Origin of the sequence: Granulicella tundricola MP5ACTX9 (assembly GCF_000178975.2) — a bacterium.
Taxonomy (GTDB): domain Bacteria; phylum Acidobacteriota; class Terriglobia; order Terriglobales; family Acidobacteriaceae; genus Edaphobacter; species Edaphobacter tundricola.
In genome coordinates this window covers 2339021-2357028 of the sequence record NC_015064.1, presented here as the reverse complement: position 1 = coordinate 2357028, position 18008 = coordinate 2339021, and the positions used below count along the sequence as shown (strand labels likewise).

16 protein-coding genes are annotated in these 18008 nt (G+C 54.2%); 8 read left to right on the top strand and 8 right to left on the bottom strand.

Translation table 11 applies throughout. The features are described 5' to 3' along the window. Window positions 1-22 precede the first annotated feature (22 nt). The 7 genes from ACIX9_RS10085 to ACIX9_RS10050 all read left to right on the top strand — a co-directional run bounded on the left by ACIX9_RS10085 (window position 23) and on the right by ACIX9_RS10050 (window position 9466). Window positions 23-982, top strand: coding sequence for an IS5 family transposase (locus tag ACIX9_RS10085; RefSeq protein ID WP_041597230.1), 960 nt, complete (start codon window positions 23-25; stop codon window positions 980-982). 348 nt (window positions 983-1330) lie between these two features. Beyond that, window positions 1331-1672: a hypothetical protein gene (locus ACIX9_RS10080; protein ID WP_157477459.1), complete on the top strand. Its 342-nt coding sequence runs from the start codon at window positions 1331-1333 to the stop codon at window positions 1670-1672. A 399-nt stretch (window positions 1673-2071) separates the two neighbouring features. Next, window positions 2072-2329: a hypothetical protein gene (locus ACIX9_RS10075; protein WP_013580385.1), complete on the top strand. Its 258-nt coding sequence runs from the start codon at window positions 2072-2074 to the stop codon at window positions 2327-2329. Window positions 2330-2418: 89 nt separating this feature from the next. Further along, the gene (locus ACIX9_RS10070; protein WP_013580384.1) at window positions 2419-2940 is read left to right on the top strand and encodes a hypothetical protein; all 522 of its coding nucleotides are present in this window, start codon (window positions 2419-2421) and stop codon (window positions 2938-2940) included. A gap of 1159 nt (window positions 2941-4099) precedes the next feature. Continuing rightward, window positions 4100-7282: a hypothetical protein gene (locus ACIX9_RS10060; RefSeq protein WP_013580382.1), complete on the top strand. Its 3183-nt coding sequence runs from the start codon at window positions 4100-4102 to the stop codon at window positions 7280-7282. 660 nt (window positions 7283-7942) lie between these two features. Then, window positions 7943-8554 carry a hypothetical protein gene (locus ACIX9_RS10055; protein ID WP_013580381.1) on the top strand — a complete coding sequence of 204 codons (612 nt, stop codon included), beginning with the start codon at window positions 7943-7945 and terminating at the stop codon, window positions 8552-8554. A gap of 63 nt (window positions 8555-8617) precedes the next feature. Further along, window positions 8618-9466, top strand: a complete 849-nt coding sequence (locus ACIX9_RS10050) for an SGNH/GDSL hydrolase family protein (RefSeq protein WP_013580380.1) — start codon at window positions 8618-8620, stop codon at window positions 9464-9466. A 1109-nt stretch (window positions 9467-10575) separates the two neighbouring features. Here the strand turns inward: ACIX9_RS10050 and ACIX9_RS10040 are convergent. From ACIX9_RS10040 to ACIX9_RS26875, 6 genes are all read right to left on the bottom strand, one after another. Next, window positions 10576-11202, bottom strand: a complete 627-nt coding sequence (locus ACIX9_RS10040; RefSeq protein ID WP_013580378.1) for a Crp/Fnr family transcriptional regulator — start codon at window positions 11200-11202, stop codon at window positions 10576-10578. Between the two features lie 298 nt (window positions 11203-11500). Beyond that, window positions 11501-11749 carry a KH domain-containing protein gene (locus tag ACIX9_RS10035; protein WP_013580377.1) on the bottom strand — a complete coding sequence of 83 codons (249 nt, stop codon included), beginning with the start codon at window positions 11747-11749 and terminating at the stop codon, window positions 11501-11503. Window positions 11750-11983: 234 nt separating this feature from the next. Beyond that, on the bottom strand, window positions 11984-12199 hold the full coding sequence (locus ACIX9_RS10030) for a cold shock domain-containing protein (protein ID WP_013580376.1): 216 nt from the start codon (window positions 12197-12199) through the stop codon (window positions 11984-11986). Between the two features lie 741 nt (window positions 12200-12940). Further along, window positions 12941-13117: a hypothetical protein gene (locus ACIX9_RS26400; RefSeq protein WP_198152077.1), complete on the bottom strand. Its 177-nt coding sequence runs from the start codon at window positions 13115-13117 to the stop codon at window positions 12941-12943. A gap of 169 nt (window positions 13118-13286) precedes the next feature. After that, window positions 13287-13556: a cold shock domain-containing protein gene (locus ACIX9_RS10015; RefSeq protein ID WP_013580373.1), complete on the bottom strand. Its 270-nt coding sequence runs from the start codon at window positions 13554-13556 to the stop codon at window positions 13287-13289. A 74-nt stretch (window positions 13557-13630) separates the two neighbouring features. Then, window positions 13631-13858: a hypothetical protein gene (locus tag ACIX9_RS26875; RefSeq protein ID WP_232298683.1), complete on the bottom strand. Its 228-nt coding sequence runs from the start codon at window positions 13856-13858 to the stop codon at window positions 13631-13633. A 312-nt stretch (window positions 13859-14170) separates the two neighbouring features. On the opposite strand from ACIX9_RS26875, the gene ACIX9_RS10005 reads away from it, so the two are divergent. After that, window positions 14171-14629 carry a hypothetical protein gene (locus ACIX9_RS10005; RefSeq protein WP_232298682.1) on the top strand — a complete coding sequence of 153 codons (459 nt, stop codon included), beginning with the start codon at window positions 14171-14173 and terminating at the stop codon, window positions 14627-14629. 87 nt (window positions 14630-14716) lie between these two features. On the opposite strand, the gene ACIX9_RS10000 is transcribed toward ACIX9_RS10005, so the two are convergent. Both ACIX9_RS10000 and ACIX9_RS09990 read right to left on the bottom strand, forming a co-directional pair. Beyond that, the gene (locus ACIX9_RS10000) at window positions 14717-15877 is read right to left on the bottom strand and encodes an IS30 family transposase (RefSeq protein WP_013580370.1); all 1161 of its coding nucleotides are present in this window, start codon (window positions 15875-15877) and stop codon (window positions 14717-14719) included. Window positions 15878-16688: 811 nt separating this feature from the next. Continuing rightward, a complete protein-coding gene (locus ACIX9_RS09990; protein ID WP_013580369.1) occupies window positions 16689-17021 on the bottom strand; it encodes a helix-turn-helix domain-containing protein in 333 nt (110 codons plus the stop codon). Between the last annotated feature and the right edge of the window lie 987 nt (window positions 17022-18008).

The following is an 18008-nucleotide window of genomic DNA, read 5'->3' as shown; positions in this document are numbered from 1 at the left end:
TGATGGTTAGGGGTGGATGGCGATGAAGCAGCAGACGTTTGCGTCCCAGTCGATCTTTGAGAAGTATGGGCGGAAGTCTCGGCGGGAGCTGTTTTTGGATGAGATGGAAGTGGTTGTTCCGTGGCCCGAGTTACAGGCTCTGGTCGAACCGCACTACCCGAAGGCCGGCAACGGCCGTCGTCCTGTCGGGCTTGCGATCATGCTTCGGACGTACTTTATGCAACAGTGGTTCAACTTGTCCGACCCCGGCGTCGAAGAGGCGTTTTATGAGTCCTTCACGCTGCGGCGGTTCGCTGGTGTTGACCTGGGCGTGGCTCCGGCACCGGATGAAACGACAGTGCTGCGCTTCCGCCACCTGCTCGAAAAGCATGACCTTGGCGGTGCCATGCTCGACGCGGTGAACCTGCATCTGGCGGCCAGGGGCATCCGCATCGAGACCGGCACGATCGTGGATGCGACCATTATTCATGCGCCTTCTTCGACCAAGAACGAGAAGAAAGAGCGTGATCCGGCGATGCGTCAGACTCGTAAGGGCAAGCAGTGGTACTTCGGACTGAAGGCGCACATCGGCGTTGATGCAAAAGAAGGTCACGTGCACTCAGTGGCAACGTCGGCGGCCAACGTCTCCGACGTACACATGCTGCCGGATCTGCTACATGGGGAGGAGCGCAAGGTGTGGGGCGACGGCGGCTATCAAGGCCAGACCAAGGCCATCCGGCAGGCCGCGCCCAAGGCCCAGGACATGACCTGCAAGCGAACCAGGTTCAAGAACTATGTCGATGAAGCGGCAAAGAAGAAGAATACGACGAAATCAAAAGTAAGAGCGAAAGTAGAACACGTCTTCCGTATCCTGAAGCGCGTCTTCGGCTTCGACAAGGTACGCTACAGAGGCATCGCCAAGAACCATCACCGGCTATGCGCCAACTTCGCCCTCATCAACCTCTACCTCCACCGCAAGCACCTGGCGGGAACCGCCGCCTAGCGCCGGGAGACGGGCTATGAGTCTTCGACTCCGCACAAACCCCAGCCAGAACAAGCAAAGCACGGCCCAACCGCAGAAAAACTTGGCCGCCGACTCAAGTCACACACCGACATCGTCAAATCGGCCGCCTGCGCAGAGGCTCCCTAGGCAAGCTCTTACACTTAACCCAAAGTATTCAAACTCTTTTTCCGAAATGTGGTTGTGAGAATGACAAGTTCCTGTCTAAGTAATTATAAGGGGCAATTACTCACCCTTTCATTCTCCGTTCGGGGCACCGGACCTCTCAACTGGTGTCCCACTTTTTTGAAAGGAAGTATGATAACAACCCCGAACACACAAGATATGGCCGTGAATCTGAAGCTTGAGAGCATCCGGCTGACCATAAGCCAGATGACGTCGGCTTCAAACGGTAACGCCGAGGCAGAATGCTTCATCGAGACGCTGCAAGCGTATGAGCACATGCTAATGAGGCAACGACTCTCCATCGCAATGAGCGTCGATGACCTAGCGGCTCTAGACCAGAGGGCAAAATATTGCAGCTCAATGCTTGCCGGTTTTGCTGAAGATGCACCCGAGGAAATGGCTGGCTGGTATCACGGTGCACTTCCGATCAATGGCTCGTTTGCCCTGGCAAATCTGCTTAGTCGCTTGGTCATGGATTTCAGCGAGTATCTGGGCATTTCTTGCTGAGTAAACAATGGGCAGTCGCCTCAAATCGACCTCCCCCTGGATGGTCATTTAGGCAGGGAAGGGCGACATAACGGTCCCCTTCCGCGCTCTAATAACAAACGGCTCACGCCGTAGCTACCAATCGCATTCGATTCGGTGCCGCAGGGCAGTGACCACAACCGAGTCATGCTGCTGTCGCACCGAATGATCTTGCGACTGACGTTGCATCCCACCCCCCCCAAAGCAAAAACCCTGGCTGGCAGAGTTGAAGGGCTCGTAGGTGTGTATCGGCCCTTCGGACCTCTTCACGAAACAAGTCTTTGAACACTTAGCACTTGAAGTGCTTGCACACTCTGCATCCGACCTCCCACACAATTCACAGACCATAACAATCGCCACACAGGCGACAAGGAAATCCCCATGCCCAAGCTAGAACACGCATCAGCTAGTTCCACCCGCAAGATCAAACCACCCACAACAACCGAGTTCTCAGAGGCAGCACGGCGTGGCCACAAGACACTTACGGGAGATGTCCTGAAAGAAATCCGTACGGGGAAACTGGCTGTCAGGTCGTCCGCTGTAGCCCCCGACCCGGCGATAGCCACGCTGCGCAAGCGTGTAATTGCCCTTGAAAGCGAGAAAACCAGGCTCAAAGTCCAGATGATGAACGCAGGCTAATCCGACTAGACACGCTGCAGATTCACTGCATCCACCCCAAAGAAACAACAACCTAGTCCACCCCCAGTAATGGGAAGGAAGCATCACGCATGAGTTATCTGTTTATCAACACTACTGCCGTACTCGATTCTACAAACACCGCATTCTTCACGTCGCTCTCAGGACGCACTTGCACACCCCCACTCAAAATGGGCATAGAAGAAAAATCTAGTTTGCTACGCGGGTTTCTCGCAGCCACTATCCAGGGTTTAAGTCATCTGCGTGACACCTTCGGAAATGGCAACGGCTACTCGATCGATGTGTGCATTCCCAACGAAGCCATTGCCAGGGAGATCCGCGAGCACAGCTCTCGTAAGAGCCTTCTGCATGGTGACGACGATGCACTGTGGGCAGACTTTCATCGTCTCAGCACAGGTTTCGAGCTCAAATTCATCTCAAGTCCGGGTGAGAGTGGCAACCTGCGAACCTTCTATGGCTGGAACTCCACGCCCTTCATTTTAGGAGAGCTTGAGGGCGAAGTTGGTTACACGCCAGCAAAGCTAACCCCAGCGGCAGCACCAGAGCCGCCGCCCATTCGGTACGCGCCCAACTACAAAGTAAGCGTCGGCTAGAGCTTAATCCGTTTACACATTCCGACCTTCCATCCTGCCCCATGCCCGGTCAACCAGCCGGCACGGGGCAGAACTTATTTCTGCCTGCCCGACTTCTGAAAGAGATTCCATTTGCCCACTGAAACAGCAACACTGACCGACGCACGTATAAGCCCCAACAGGCTATGCTACGTTGCGCCCAAACCGTATGAACCAATGCCTGTCATCATCAGCGTAACCAGCTCACCGACGTTGCTCTCGTACTCCTTGACTGGCCCTGCCGTGGACGCGCATCGCTATTGCAAGGCATGCACCGTCGGCCCCGATGACGGCCTGCTAGAGGCAGTCGCAACAGCATTGGGTTTCCTCACCCCACGTCGCGCTGCTCACCTGCTCAAGATCCAACGGAACTATCGAGCAGCCCTCAAGCTGTATGAGAACCCTACGTTCCTTCCTGGTACTCGTCCCGACCCCAAAGACTTGCCGATCTCGATACGGACCAGTAGCCAGCGACTCGCAGATGCCGGTCTTGCTCTCTGTGAGATGACCTTCAACGATGTACCCGAGGGTCTCGCTACACGACTCTGGATGGAGCTAAACCGATTCGATGTGACGTGGGTCCTTCTGCCGATTGATGCCGCCGAACTTGTCACGCTCCAGCGCTGGGGGAGCATCCACTTTCGACCGGGCGAGGCATTTAAACGAGGAGAAGAGACTCGACGATATTTTCGGGAGGCTCAGGCTACCTTCGAAAGACCAGACCAAGAGGACTCGCACCCTGTGCCGCCGGCCGATCTGGACGAATCATCGGACGTTTGACACATTTTGGCCCAGGGGTGCGCGTGAGGCAGGGGGTATCAAGGTTCCGGGAGATGAACCGGGTTGACGACCAACTGACAAATAAAATTTCGATGTCCCCGTAACGAAAAATTTGACCTTGTTGGTCCCATCACCCTTGCATAGTGTGCAGGTGATGATTCTGTGTCTGAGCTTTGGGGTGAGTTTGGACGCAATATCAATGCGTTTAGGTGAGTTTAAGCCCTATTTGCAAGCAATTCAATAGAAATCTGCAGGCGTAGCGATCAACCCTTTTTGCATACTGTGCAATCTGGCTGATGGCCCCTGCCCTGAAAGCAGGCACATAATCGCAGTTAAAATCGGAGTCATCAGCGTAGATCTTTTGGCCAACACGGCCTCATTCTCCGCTGGCATGACAAAAATGGGTCAGTTGTCCGCAACAACGGGCAAAAATATCGAGCGTTCATTTAAACTGGTAGGAACAGCGGCTGCAGGCATGGCAGCAACCATCGTTGCCTCCCTGACCACAGCCATAGCAAAAGGTGAAGATTTTGCGTTCACCGTCTCCAAAATGGCGCAGCAGACAGGCACCACGACTGAAATGTTCTCTAAACTTGCATACTCTGCAAAGCAAGTTGGAATCCCTCTCGATACTCTAAAAGGATCTCTCGAAAGGCTTGCACGGACCTCGGGGGCAGCACAGAGTGGTAACAAGGAAGCAATCGCGGCATACGGTGCACTCGGGATCTCTGTCAAAGACCTGAACGGCCCCCTAAAAAACAGTGGGGACTTGCTGGTTGCCTCTGCAAAGAGCCTCAACCAGTTCGGTGACAGCGCCAACAAGACAGCTTTGACCCAGAAAATCCTCGGTAGAAGTGGGGCAGAACTCGCCCCTCTGCTCTCACAACTTGCAACCGGCTTCGATACTGCCTCTGCCAAAGCCACTCTGTTCGGCGTGGTCATCGGGGATAAAACTGCAGCACAGGCAGTGAAGCTTCATCAGTCGATGACTGAGCTTGAGTCAATTGCCTTGGGTTTCTCTCTACGTCTGCTGTCTGGTGTTTCACCTGCCCTGCAGGATGTTTCAGCCAAGCTGGTGAAAGTGGCAACGAGTGCTGATGGGATGCAGACTGTAAGCGCCATTGCCTCAAACGTGGCTACTGTCATCAGGGATCTTGGGGATGCCTTTTTCTTCCTCAGTCAACACACCACGGCAGTCAAGGTCGCCTTTGAAGGCATTTCCGCACTTCAAATTGGTTCCATATTAGTACCGCTCGTTGCAGGTGCCGCCAAGGCGGGAACAGGGCTAGACACCGTCGGCCTCGCTGCAGTGAAGATGATCGGAAGGCTATCGGGAGTATCGCAGGTATTGCCCCTAATAAGTTCGGTGACGAGTGCGGTTCAAGTGCAAGCCTTCATGTTCCGCACGTTGGCACAGGAGGAAGGGACAGCAGTAGCTGCTACCTATGCACTCAGCACGGCCTGGAAGAGCCTCACGGCCTCAATGCTGGCTAATCCTGGCATAGTTGCCCTCGGGTTGCTCACAGCAGGCGCGTATGTCTTTCAGAAGGCACTCACGGACGATGTAGCTGCCTCTGCCAAACTGAGCGATGCTGCCGTTACCTTTGCTGACTACTGGAAAGCTGCAATCGACCAAACTAAAGACCGTATGGAGGAACTGAAGACGATTCTGTTTACGTTCGATGAGTCGAAGCGTAACGCGGCTTTGAGCCAGTGGGGTGAAGATCCCACGTTTGGTGAACGAGTACACATGGAAGCGAACACTCGTCTGGTTGCTGCGAAACCAGCGGCCCCGGTTCCTGTCACTCCGAAGCTCAATGCTCCCCCGATCCCCAAGGAGGCAGCCGAACGTGTGGACATCGTAGCAAAGAAGCTAATGGAATTGCGCGATGCTGCAGCCGCTGCTAGACAGTCTTTGGCCGACGCCGGAAAAGGAGTGGATTTCGAGCGGGCTGACGAAGCTGCGAAGGAGTCGAAGAAGACCATTGATGAACTGAACATTGCGCTAAAGGCAAAGGGCAAGGCGCTTACCGTGGGGCAGAAGGCAGAGATCATTGCTGATACAGCCACTCGGATCAACAGCGAATCCCAAGCGAAGTATCGGAGTGATCTCGTTCAGTCCACCCGCATGATCCTGGCACAGGTTGAAGCTCATCGCATTCTCACGGCTGCTGTAGGGCAGGGGGCGCAGGCTGTTGCACAGGCTCAAGTAGATTCCGAGTCCACTCTTAACAATGCCAACCAGAGTCCCCAGTGGATCAAGAACAACAAAGCTCTCCTCGATCAACAGAAGGCAGCACGCTTGTCTGAGTTGTCGGCTGCTAACACACACACGGATGCATCTGCCCTGGACGGCCTCACACAACAGTTGAGCGTTCAGAAGCTGATCAATGCTGCCATCCTCGCAGGTAGAGACGCGACCAACCAAGCGCGTCTTGCAAGTGAGCAGGCGGCCATCGTCAACGCTTACAACGGACGTGGTGATCACAACGATGCAGCCCGTGATGCCGAACTGGCTGCAAACGAAAAGCTGTTCAATGCGAAGAACAAAGAGGCAGACCTCACCCGCGCTGCTGGCATGGATGCTGCAAGGTTGTACAACGATGAAGCCCAAAGTCTGCAGAATGCCGCCTCGGCTGCTAGGGATGCGGGGCAGGCCATCAATGAGATGCAGTTGAAGGCAGCCAACAAGGCGAACCTTGATCAGTACATCGCCTCTATCGAAAAGGTAAACCTTGCGGTCGGTGGCATGTCTGATGGGTTCTCGGTCTTCTTTGAGCAGATGGCCCGTGGCACAGAATCATCTGCCCAACAGGTTCACGATCTCCTCGGAGGTGCGTTTGAAGGATTGAACGGCACTCTTGAAAAGATCGTCACCACACACACCCGAACGTTTTACGAATTCACCCGTGCGGTCAAGCAAGACTTCGGAGAGATGCTCAAAGGTATCTCCTCCAGCTTGGCTTCTCTAGGTCTGAAGAACCTTGAATCGGGCCTCGCTGGTGGCCTCATGAAGAGCCTCGGCATAGGCAGCAAGGCTGACCCCACCGTAGGAGCTATCAACGGCACCAATCAACGTCTCGACGTTCTGATTGGCCTCGCTGGTGGCAAGTCTGCAACGAGCGCAGTGAGTTCCGCTGTAAGCTCGGCTGCTGGCCTCGGCAAGTCCTCCGGTTCATGGCTTGGTGGGGCAGCAAGCAGCCTCCTCGGGCTCATCCCTGGTGGCGGTTTCCTCTCTGGTCTCGGCTCTCTATTCGGTGGACATCGCGCCCTTGGTGGTGATGTGCAAGCCGGTATGAGCTATGACGTAGGAGAGATGGGTCGAGAGACCTTTACCCCTAGTGTCAATGGCAAGATCACTCCGAATAACAAGCTGGGTACTGGTGGCAACATGATCAGCATCGACGCGAGAGGCTCGAACGATCCTTCGCAGACTGAAGCTGCTATTCACAGGGCAATGAAACAGTATGCCCCTACGATTGCAGCCGGCTCGGTTAAGGCACAGAACGAATCAAGGGCTAGACGTCCGGCTTCCGGAAAATAACAACTAAACAAGAACCTGAATCTGAGATGCAAAACGAAGCGCCTTCCAATCCACCGGAGGGCCTTTTAGTTTGTGTAGTCGATTCGGCGGGTATTCGCGCGTAATCGCGTCAAAAGGCAATAAATGAGCGCACCGACAGGATTCACAACCGTTTCATCCGCTGCTCTACAGGATTCAACAGGAACGTTGATCCAAAGAGCCACAATTTATTTTCAGCCTGTAGACAATAATGGCAACATCCTGTCATTCCGCGCAGGTAGGGCAGGTAAGCTCTCGACCAGTTCAAGCCCAGGTCATCAACGGTGCGTTTAGCTGCATCTTGGCTGATTCAGTCCTGACATACCCAATCAACGTTGGCTATGCAGTTACAGTAATTGCTTACAACACTGGTGATCAATTGCTTGGTCCTGGTTTCGAGTGCTACCAGCCCACGGGGCAGTCGGATAACTTTCACAGCTTTTCTCCAAACCTTCTGCCCAATCTGACGGCGTTACCTGGTCTTCAAGGGATTCAGGGCGTGCCTGGGCAGACTACCTTTCAGCAGCTGGGCTCTACTGTGGGAACGAGCATTGCGAACACACTCAATGCCGGCCGAAATCTGTTTGACAAATCGCGCTTTGTAGATTCACTTGCGCCCCGAACTTTAGACAGCGGGCCACAATGGAGATAATCACCATCAGTGGTTCTGGCATCGTTGAAAGCATCCCTATCAATGGACCCTTCACCTGCAATCAACCGCTGTATGGGCAGGCTGGCTACGGCAGTGTCTTTTTGGACGTGACGCAAACCTATATCCCCAGTTCAATGATCCAGGCGATCACGCCTGCCGGTACAACCATCACCCCTCCGACGGGTGCGGCCTATGTTCACTTGCTTCTCTACGATCAGGGCAACGGGGCTGGAGCTACACCAAATGATCTGAATTCCTTCATGATGGCCGCTGGCACGACCCAGCTTGCTTACGTGGACTTCAACTTCGCCACCACAGACCTGTTGGCCTCTGTGGGCAACAACTCCGTTACGGAAGCCCTCCAGCTTGTCCGCGACTTTGGCATGCAGCAACTCAATCTGTTCAACGTGGATACGGTGCAGGTCGGTGCTCTCAAGTATGGGGTGCTGGATACCACGGTTGGAAACTTCCGTACATCAGCTTTGTTCCCAGTCTTCGGATCAACGCAGATGATAAGCAACACTCAGTTCCCAGGAAGCGGTCCAGCGAACGGCTATGGGGCTGCCTTCTTCGATTTCACTAAGACTTACATTCCCAATTGAGCGCAGAGCAACCTGCCAGCCAACACCGCAATACCCATTCCTGCGGGCGCGTATTATGCGGCGGTGCAGTTTGACTCCGGTACATACGACCCCGCGAGTGTGGTCATTGTGTTGGGCGGCACTTTGCCGTCTGGCTATGTTTCAGCCGGTTATCTCACGAAGTCCGCAGCGCAGGAATTGTTTACCCAGAGCGGCATGAACGGGAAAAAGTGGGGCGTGTTCGGCGACAGCTGCACCGGCAGAGCCAGCCTACTTTCAACTTGGCAGACCGCCGTCACGCAGCGCACCGGGATGACTCAAGTCTTTCAAGACGGCATCTCAGGCCGTGCGTATGGAGTCGCTACGGCTGATCCCAACACCGGAACCGCCGGAGCTATTCACGGAATCTTCTCCCACTATGGCGGCGGTAATGGCAGTGGCGCGTGTGACACCAGCGGTATCAGCAATGCTCAGGAGATTACCTTCGGCTGTACTGCGGGCAATACGCTGGCACAGACGGTTGCCGGACTCGATGTTTTGCTTGTCGTTCTTGGTCCGAATGATGCCGGTGCATTAGCGAGCGGAGCCCTAACGCTTGGCAACTTCGGCGACACGCTAACGAGCGTCACGCAGTATGGATACGTGCAGAACGCATTGACCGTGCTGTCAAGCGCGAATCCTACGATGCGTCTCCTTGTGGTCGGCAACCCATACACAAGCAATGGTGGTCGTGCGGATAACTTGCTCATCGACACTTGCCTTGAGACACAATGTGCTGCCCTCGGCATTCCGTTCTTGAGCATGTACAAAAAGTATGGGTTGAATGAACAGACCCTGACCTCAATGACGCAGGATTCGGTGCATTGGACAATCGCGGCCTACGCCGAACGGTATGGTCCGATGGTCGTTGATTTCATCTTGGCGAATTGCTAGGTGAAGGAACGTGTTCAGACTCAGCTTGTCCTAACGACTGGATCTTCCTGTCATTCTCCAGAACACGCCTCATTTCGATGAGGCTTTCTGTCTGCACAACAAGGGTCACCTATGATTGACACCATCACCCTCAATGAGTAGACGCTCTCCATCGTTGTCCTTCCGACCTGTATCGCCTTGTGTTACGTTATCTTTCACGGGTCAGGCCCAAGCTCATCGTAGGCGCTCATTGGGTATTCAGCGCTGTCAAAGGCGGTATACCTGGACCGGCACCGTCCGATTGAGTCGGCTATGCTGGGCATTCATCGCTTCACATCTTGGCAGGGAACATCAGTACGGCAGTTCAGGCACGGCAAGTGCTGATCGGTATACCTGACCCTCTACCCGCAGGGTCTTCGGTGGAGCACAAAGAGTCCATCATAATTCACCCCACCACAACCTAGAACCGCGATGACAGAGGCCAGCCCATTACGGGCTGGCCTTTTATGCTTCAATTGCATCCAAAACGTGATGGGCCTGATGGAAAGAGTCGCTGACCTTTTGAAGAGCAGGGCCTATCGTGCTTTCTGCATTCATTGCATCGGGAAGGCGCTGGATGTAGACAGGATCGTAACCGTGTACGAAGTGCTGGGGCAGCTAGATTACATGGCCCGTGCGACTGCGATGGGGTTTATGAGAGGGTTTGGCAAATGCAGTGTTTGCGGGAGACAACGGGTCGTGGTTTTCTACAAGCCAAATGATTGTCAAATTCAGAGCTAATGTCGGGCGTGTACGACGCTCCGAGTGCCTCTGCTAGTCGTGTTCGGACGCAGCACCAAGAAGGCTATAAAAAGGGCCACCAAGACGCCGACGAACACGAAGACCATAATCGGAGAACACTTCCGTAAAGGGGTAGATCGAAATTCTTTTGGCAACATGGCCGTTGGATGCATTAACGAGAGCTGGCCGGCGTATTGACTTTGGCGCTGTTCAGCATCTCCGGACCGTTGTTCCTGAAGTTTCCCACCAGTGGGTCAGCAAATGCCATCGGCATATCGTAAGACTCGAACGGTCTCATGAAAGTGCGGGTCACAGCGTTGCTCAATTGAGAAGATCGGAGCTTCGGCCATTCAGGAAGTCCCGTTCAGCAGTCTCGGTTTGGGCTCAGAATGTTTTATACGACTGAGATGTTCAGGTGTGATCCCTAGTAATTGTGCAACCTCTGCCTGACTCAAGACGGACTTAATATCAGCACACTTCCACCCTTGCGACTCAGACCGGGACTCATTCAGATAGGTTAATAGCCGACTCTGGGCAGAATTGGCCATGACTTGTTTCACCAACTCCCTGGTAGTCACCAATTCTCTTGCAAGAGAGCACATCACTTTATGAGCTAGTTGAGCATCTGTCTGGATGACAGACTTAAACAGCTCCGCGTCTATCCGCGTGATGCAGCACGCCGTCAGCGCATGGACTGTGCTTGTGCTTAGGGTTCCGGTGATGACGTGTGCGGCTCCGCCAAGCCAGCCAACCGACCGCAATCCAATCATCGACTCAACACCGTCTTCGGTGGCGTAGGTCATCTTCACAATGCCGCGTCTGATGAGAAAAACGAAAGGCGGGAGAGAATCCTGTTGGTGAAGCATTTCACCTGGTGCTAGCAGGTGTTGAGGTAATGACGATAGAAAACCATCAAGCAGATCGGACTCAATTGGTACAAAGGCGGGGGCATTGCCTAACAAGCTCTTGTCTTGCATTTGTTCTCCTGGACACGAGGCGTGAGGCACGGTTTGCAAATCGTGGGAGAGATCATGTCTTTCAGGCCCATAAGCGAGCGGTGATGAGATTCTACTGGCTATGCGCTCTAAGCGACATATAAAGTTGCTAGTATATGGTATTCCTCAATCGGCGTTAGCCATACTATGGTCTACGTCAAAAGTGGGATTTAGGCACCCCACTCGACTCCCCTACCTTTGAGGTGTAACCTCCGGGTTCATCAACGGTGCAGAGCGTTATCCGTCCCCTGAGACTGGGCTCCGGCCTGTCTCAGGGGCTTCAATTGGTTATCGTTAGCGACACAGTGCTCCCCATCTGATGACCCGCAGCAAGAGTGAACATTCGAAGCGAGTGCGCCGTTCTGCCTTGCTTCCCAATCACCATGTCAAGGTCTTCATCTGCCACGCTGATCACAAACATGATTCGCGGTAATGTCTCGACCTTGATGACAACTTGATTGGGGTGCTTCACCAGCGCACGCACGATCTCAGTCAGCACTTCGTGTAGTTCCGACATGCTCAGTGGCATGAGCACACAGTAGCCCTCAATGCCTGCACTAGCTGATCAAGTTTGCACACTTGGGGTCTTGCGCCTTGGATGTCGCGGGAGGGGCAAGAGACAAATGTGACAGCTCTCTCCCTGATGAAGACCATCTTCATCGCAAGACTTGGCGATTGTAAGAAAGCATTGCGGGCAAATTGACTCCCACGCCCCGGTGCCTCTGTGGCGATGATAAAAAAGGGTGTGGAAGTGTCCATAGGACTATTCCGCTCCGACGCGAACGACTTGGTCGGCTTGAAGACCCTTGTCGCCCAGGATCACGTCGTACTCCACTTTGTCACCTTCCTTCAATGACTTGTAGCCGTCAGTTTGGATGGAACTGTAGTGACAGAAGACATCAGGTTCACCTTCTCTACCGAGAAAACCGAAGCCCTTCGCATTATTGAACCACTTTACTTCGCCCTTGAAGTGCGCCATGTCGAGTCTCCCTCTTAAACTAGATAAGCGGGATATTACCTAGCACTGGAAGGACACGTAGTTCGTTACATGACATAGCAGGAGCAAAAAGTCTTCAGCAAGTCCAGCATTCATAAGACTTACAAAATCGACTCCCAAAGGATGTGCTGAGAAACTATCCGTCATTTACCGCACCAAGGTGCATGACAATCTAATTCCAATCGATGCAAGGATCTTTAACCCATTTCTGCTAATAACTTAGGATCAGTAGGCGTCTGTTGGAGCGCTTCCTCGCCAGAATTCTCTCGGGCAACTCTGTTACGGTGAATAGTATCTCCATACCTGACGAGCTACGACGAGCTTGTCTCCCGAAACCGTTTGCAGAGGCTGGCCCCGTGAAAGCGGGGCCGATTTTTGTACCTATACCTCGTTACATTCCCCACACGTGTTGCGGTGTTCTACGAACGCCCTCCACAGAGGGTTCCGCTGAAGTAGGGGATGGTCGGGACGGTCAAAACCCCTCGCCACAGCCAACTCGTACGCACCTGGGCTTACCTCTGCCATCTGACGGAGGATTCCGATACCGACCGGGCAAGCTGGATATTCCTCAATGCTCTTCCATTGAGTCAGGAACTGTAGATCTCGCTGCTGCGTCTCGGTTCGCTCGCTGTCCTGAGCCTCGGCTTCCGCTGTGATGATAGTCCGCTCATCCATAGATCTTGACCTCATGTGTTTGACCGGGTAAACCATCCGAAGCTGAGCCTAATGATGGGAAGTCACCCAGCGGTACGCTGGCGGGGTACTTGGATTGGCGTCGTCGATCTGAAGAATCTCATTGAAAACCGTCGAGTCGTCATACACAATGGCAAGGCCAAGGACGTCGAAACGTGCGAAGAACTCATCCCAAGTCATCTCCTTTGCGAACGCTGTCTCTTCCACGGTCATTTTGTGTAGAAGGCACATGCACGCAGGCTCCGCGTCGATCCTATTAGGTTCAATGTTTGCGGGCACCATCCCATGGGTCTTCGCCCATCTTGTTATTTCTGCGTGATCCTTGGTGGGTCCTTTGATCGCCATCCGCAGTCGGATGTGAATGAGACTAAAAAGGTTAGTCGCTCGTTCCGGCCTCAAGTCTTTCGGCCTTAGCCTGCACGCTAAGGACACCGTGATTCAAGCGCACTACTTTTCTCGCCTCGGGACGGCCAGTGCTTCCGGTTTCGATCTCGAAATCAACTGTGTCACCCTCGTCAAGGGTCTTGAAGCCATCGAGCATGATCGCACTGTAGTGAACGAATACGTCTGGGCCAGTCTCAGGGGTTATAAACCCAAATCCTTTTCCGTTATTGAACCAAGCTACCTTGCCAGTCTGTCGTGCCATTGGTTGAGCCGTCCTTTGTCTTTTGAAATCGGTATGAATGTTTGGATGCGTCATGGCCCCAATGCAACGGCGCATCACTTCAGCTTTCTGTACTGCTCCTCCGTCAGGTTCAGCCACACCGACCCCCGCCCTTGCTTCAGCGCATACTCCATGATTTGTGTTCCCTCGGAGGTGCGTACAGCGCCACCCTTCTCGGCCATCTCTTCAATCTTGCTCGGGTCTTGAAAGGTGAGCCGTCGCCGGAGTGGGGTCTTGAGGTCCTCCTCTAGGAATTGGCAATGCCAGCCCTTGGCCGTTGACATGAAGTGCATGTAGATGCGTCGCTTGGGTCCGCAACGACTGCAATAACGTTCTCTGGCGGGTGGGGGTGGCAGAGGCACCTTGCAGTTACAACAAATCTTGCCTGCTTCCCGCTGCCGCGTGGTCGATGCTCTCTCCCCACCCATGAAAAGAGTCTACGCGAAGAAAAGGAGAAGATGGTGTGGAAGTTCTGCACAGGACGGGGCTGCCGCTCAGTGAAAATCTCGTTGTTGCCGAAAACCCGACTTTCAGGGTGACTCGAACGTTTGCACACTTTATCAATCCGAGCAGTTCCGAGTCGTTATGATCGTGGGGTGCCTAAAAGCTCCGCAAGAGTTCTCATCGCAGGGTTGATCCTTGGAAGCGTTCCAGGCTTGTATCCATCACGATTGCATCTTCTCGCCGATACTTCTCTCCTCGTTGGGGTGCTACTCATCGTCTTCGCCTCGTTGCGAGGTGGGTTGAATCAACCGAAAAGAGCATTGATTCTTATCGGCTATTGCAATCTAGCTTTCTGGCTCTCCTACGTCGTGTGGATGCTTCGACTAAAGATGGTGGGGCCTTCACTTGACATTGGGATCGACCCTTTCGCCGGAGTGCTTGCAGAGTGGTTTGTGCTGTTAGTCCTCGGCTCAGCCTATGAAGTGATTGTCTTTACACGGGGGATCTTCTCTCAACAGCAAAGACGCATCGCACTGGTGGGAATGGGAGTCTTGCTTATCCAGATCCTCACATCCATTCAGGTCTCTTATCGCCTTTTGCAGGGGGTCTAGACCGGACCTCCCGCAAAACGACGTTGTCGGCAACTCTAAATGTGCGAGCGGCCCAAAACGGCGTGATTGCCGAAAACAATGGCGGTCTCAACCGGTCGATGCAACACTGGCTTGGAGTTTACTAGCCGGAGTGTCGAAGTCCAAAGTTTTCCTTGGGCGTTGATTGAGGCGCAGAGCTACCTTGTTGAGGTCTGCCTGAGAGTAGCCGGATAGGTCAGTCTTTCTGGGAAAATACTGTCGCAGAAGCCCGTTGGTGTTCTCGTTGGTACCGCGCTGCCATGGGCTTTGCGGATCACAGAAGTAGACGTCCACCTTCGTGGCCACCGTGAAGCTTTTGTGTTTTGCCATCTCAAGGCCGCGGTCCCAAGTCAGCGAACGCCTCAAAGATGCGGGCAGTTTACGAACCTGCCGACTTAGCGCGGCGACGACAGTCGCTGTGTCTTTGCTTGGCACTTTCACTAGGATGGTGAAGCGGGAATGCCGTTCTACGAGGGTTGCGATGTGACTGTTGCCGGACCCGCTGAGCAGGTCTCCCTCCCAATGACCAGGGATGGCGCGGTCGTTAATCTCTGCGGGTCGTTCGCTGATGGAGATGGCATCGACGATCTGACCGCGGGACTGTCCAGCAGCCTTAGCATGCACCGATCGTCGGATCTGCCGCTTGGACCGCAGGTGCTGCACCAGCTCCTTTTTCAGCACTCCGCGAGCCTGGATGAATAAGCTTCGATAGATCGTCTCGTGGGACACGCGCATGCTCTCGTTGTTGGGATATCGTCTCTTCAACCAGCCGGAGATTTGCTCCGGCGACCAGTCTCGGATCAGTTTACCGGCCACGACCAAGCGCAGCTTCCTGTGCCTGGCAAGTCGACAGGCCTTAGGCCGCAGTGCCGATCTCCAGGCCCGCTGATCAGCCTCACTCGCTCTATAGACTGAGCGGCCACCGTTCCGGACTACCTCCCGGCTCACCGTAGATGCTGGACGTTCCAGACCCTTAGCTATCTCGCGGATCGACGAACCGGAGGCAAGACCTCGCGAGATCTCTTCTCGTTCGACCAGCGTGAGCGCTCGCTGCGACCGCTCACGAACTGCAGGTGCGATCCCACCGTGCTTCGAGAGCATGAACTGAATCGAACCATGATCCTTGTTGAAGGCTCGACCAATCTCTTTGAGAGACTCGCCCAACTTCCAACGCCTCCAGATGTCAGCCTTATGCTCAGCAGAAAGCCCAAACCGTCTTCCTTCTCTCATTCACACCACCTCGAAGAGAAATCATTTCTATCAGATGGTGTTGCATCGACCGGTTGAGACCGACCGACTTTGCGGGACGTTACGGCTTAGTCACTGCTCCCAGCTAGGCCGGCAATCCTTCCGCAGCGCGGAGGCTCCTGTAGAACCGCATAGCGTAGGGATTGTCCCGGGGGATGTCGCGCTCAAGGCGCGGCCAGTGTTCGCCTACTCCAATCGTCCGCAGTAGCTTGGCATATTCGCGCATTTCGCGAGGGATTTTGCCCAACGCCAACATGGTCGAGATACGTGCCCGCAAGCGAGACTTCTGCGTTTCATCCCGAGGGCATCGGCGCAACGCTCGGGCTGTATTGGATTTGAGTTTCGGGCCGAATGGGAAGAGCGCATCTTCTTCAACAAAATCGACTCCCAACTGTATGCAGGCCACATCCCGGCTTCGATCCCTCGAATAACCTCAGACATGATCGGGTAAATCCAGTGAACTTCGCCCTGTTGCGCTCTGAAGGGATCGAGCGAACTGCATTGTTCGATATGAAGAGTCGCACAATATTCGCGATACCGCCTCTGAACCGAATCTACGGACCAGTTGTCCTTTCCGTTGTAATCCTTGATGTTCCCCAGTAAGTCTGAGCGGTTCATGGAAAGAGTCTAGCGGACTTCATTCCCGGTCTGCCTTGAAAACGGCGTTTTCGGAAAGAACATTCGGCGCAAAGCACTCCCCCCCACCCCCAAGGATACTGACCCCACCCTCACGGCTACGGGTGCTGGAGAGCGCAACCTCGGAGCAGAGGCGGGGGTATCCAGATGACCTGGGCTAGGTCTCTCTATCCACCTGCAGCTGCCGTTTAGCTAGTTCCGAGGGACGTGGCGAACGGGGCACCTCCTTCGTTTCCCGTAGGACTGTGGGTTCTTTCCAATCGGGGAGAGGAATGCCTTGCAGGAGGTCTGACGGCGTCATATCGAGGACCGAAGCGATTCTCAGCAAACTTGCAAAGCTAATCCCACCGCCCCGTTCGTATCTGCGCCACTGGCTGTCATGGATGCCGTAGTCGATTATCAACTTCTTGTTTGATATGCCGCGCTGCTTTCGAGCGGCCTTTATGCGCTCGCCTAAAGTCTTCGTATAGCTTTTGAGTTGCTCGTCCATAGTTGTCTCAAATCCTAAATTCAATCGGGGAGAGTGATTGGCCTAAAGGAACTACAGCATCCATTATGCTGATTCACCAAGCCACGTTATCGTGCATCAAACCAGCCAATTCACATCAACGAGGAGACTCTGATCATGAAAAAGCTACTTTTCTGGACTACCGTTCTGTCAGGAACTGCTGCCGCCTACTTACTTTACAAGCGCGGTGTGCCAGTCGGAACCATTGCCTCAGACGTTCTCACTCACCCGATAGGAACGTTGGTACACGAACTGGGGGCGGGCGGCGCAGCGAGGTAAGCTAGCTGCCCCACCAGCAACCGCATGAACGAGCCAAGGTAGCAGTTTCGTCCATTTTCACCGGCTACGAAGAGGGAATCGACGGCTACCCGACACCCGAACGGCTACCGAGGGGTTACCAGTGACTATCTAATTCCAGATTGCGCAACCTCACGGCATCGCGGAGGCGCTCGGGGTATTGGGCAAACGCGAACACCGCCCTGCTTTCCTAAACGCTACGTTTGAAAAATCGGCGCGGTCTATTGTTGCTAAGCTCTCATTCTTGAAGGCGGCCGCCAGAGACGGAATCAAATTGGGGACGCCGGCCTTGGCTCCCACCCAAGTCCGAGCCTGAACCGCCAAGAGATTTGAAGGGGTCTTCGATGTCGGGATGTCACGGGCCAGGTTTTAAACCTTCACTGAAGGAGTGAGGGCTGCCCACAAGGCTGAGACACTCTTCGACGCAGCAGCCGTTTGCAATGAAAAGCGAGATTTGCGAGAGGTGGGGTCTTGATGCCGGGCCGGGAGGCGTCAGTAAAGTCCCGTAAAGCTGAAGAAACTGAGCGTCCGTTACCTGCGTGAGCGGATCCGAAGACACGTATCTAGTATCAGGCCAGAAGGTTTGTACATCGGATGCCTAAGGGCACAGTTTGGGCAGCAACCCGTCCACCATCTCCGCCACCAGCAGGAGGGGAGTTGTACATCTCACTT

What these genes read in the sequence shown, in the direction of transcription:
- ACIX9_RS10085 (WP_041597230.1), top strand. Translation starts at nt 23, where the DNA reads ATGAAGCAGCAGACGTTTGCGTCCCAGTCGATCTTTGAGAAGTATGGG.
- ACIX9_RS10075 (WP_013580385.1), top strand. Translation starts at nt 2,072, where the DNA reads ATGCCCAAGCTAGAACACGCATCAGCTAGTTCCACCCGCAAGATCAAA.
- ACIX9_RS10070 (WP_013580384.1), top strand. Translation starts at nt 2,419, where the DNA reads ATGAGTTATCTGTTTATCAACACTACTGCCGTACTCGATTCTACAAAC.
- ACIX9_RS10055 (WP_013580381.1), top strand. Translation starts at nt 7,943, where the DNA reads ATGGAGATAATCACCATCAGTGGTTCTGGCATCGTTGAAAGCATCCCT.
- ACIX9_RS10040 (WP_013580378.1), bottom strand. Translation starts at nt 11,202, where the DNA reads ATGCAAGACAAGAGCTTGTTAGGCAATGCCCCCGCCTTTGTACCAATT.
- ACIX9_RS10035 (WP_013580377.1), bottom strand. Translation starts at nt 11,749, where the DNA reads ATGCCACTGAGCATGTCGGAACTACACGAAGTGCTGACTGAGATCGTG.
- ACIX9_RS10030 (WP_013580376.1), bottom strand. Translation starts at nt 12,199, where the DNA reads ATGGCGCACTTCAAGGGCGAAGTAAAGTGGTTCAATAATGCGAAGGGC.
- ACIX9_RS10015 (WP_013580373.1), bottom strand. Translation starts at nt 13,556, where the DNA reads ATGGCACGACAGACTGGCAAGGTAGCTTGGTTCAATAACGGAAAAGGA.
- ACIX9_RS26875 (WP_232298683.1), bottom strand. Translation starts at nt 13,858, where the DNA reads ATGTCAACGGCCAAGGGCTGGCATTGCCAATTCCTAGAGGAGGACCTC.
- ACIX9_RS10000 (WP_013580370.1), bottom strand. Translation starts at nt 15,877, where the DNA reads ATGAGAGAAGGAAGACGGTTTGGGCTTTCTGCTGAGCATAAGGCTGAC.
- ACIX9_RS09990 (WP_013580369.1), bottom strand. Translation starts at nt 17,021, where the DNA reads ATGGACGAGCAACTCAAAAGCTATACGAAGACTTTAGGCGAGCGCATA.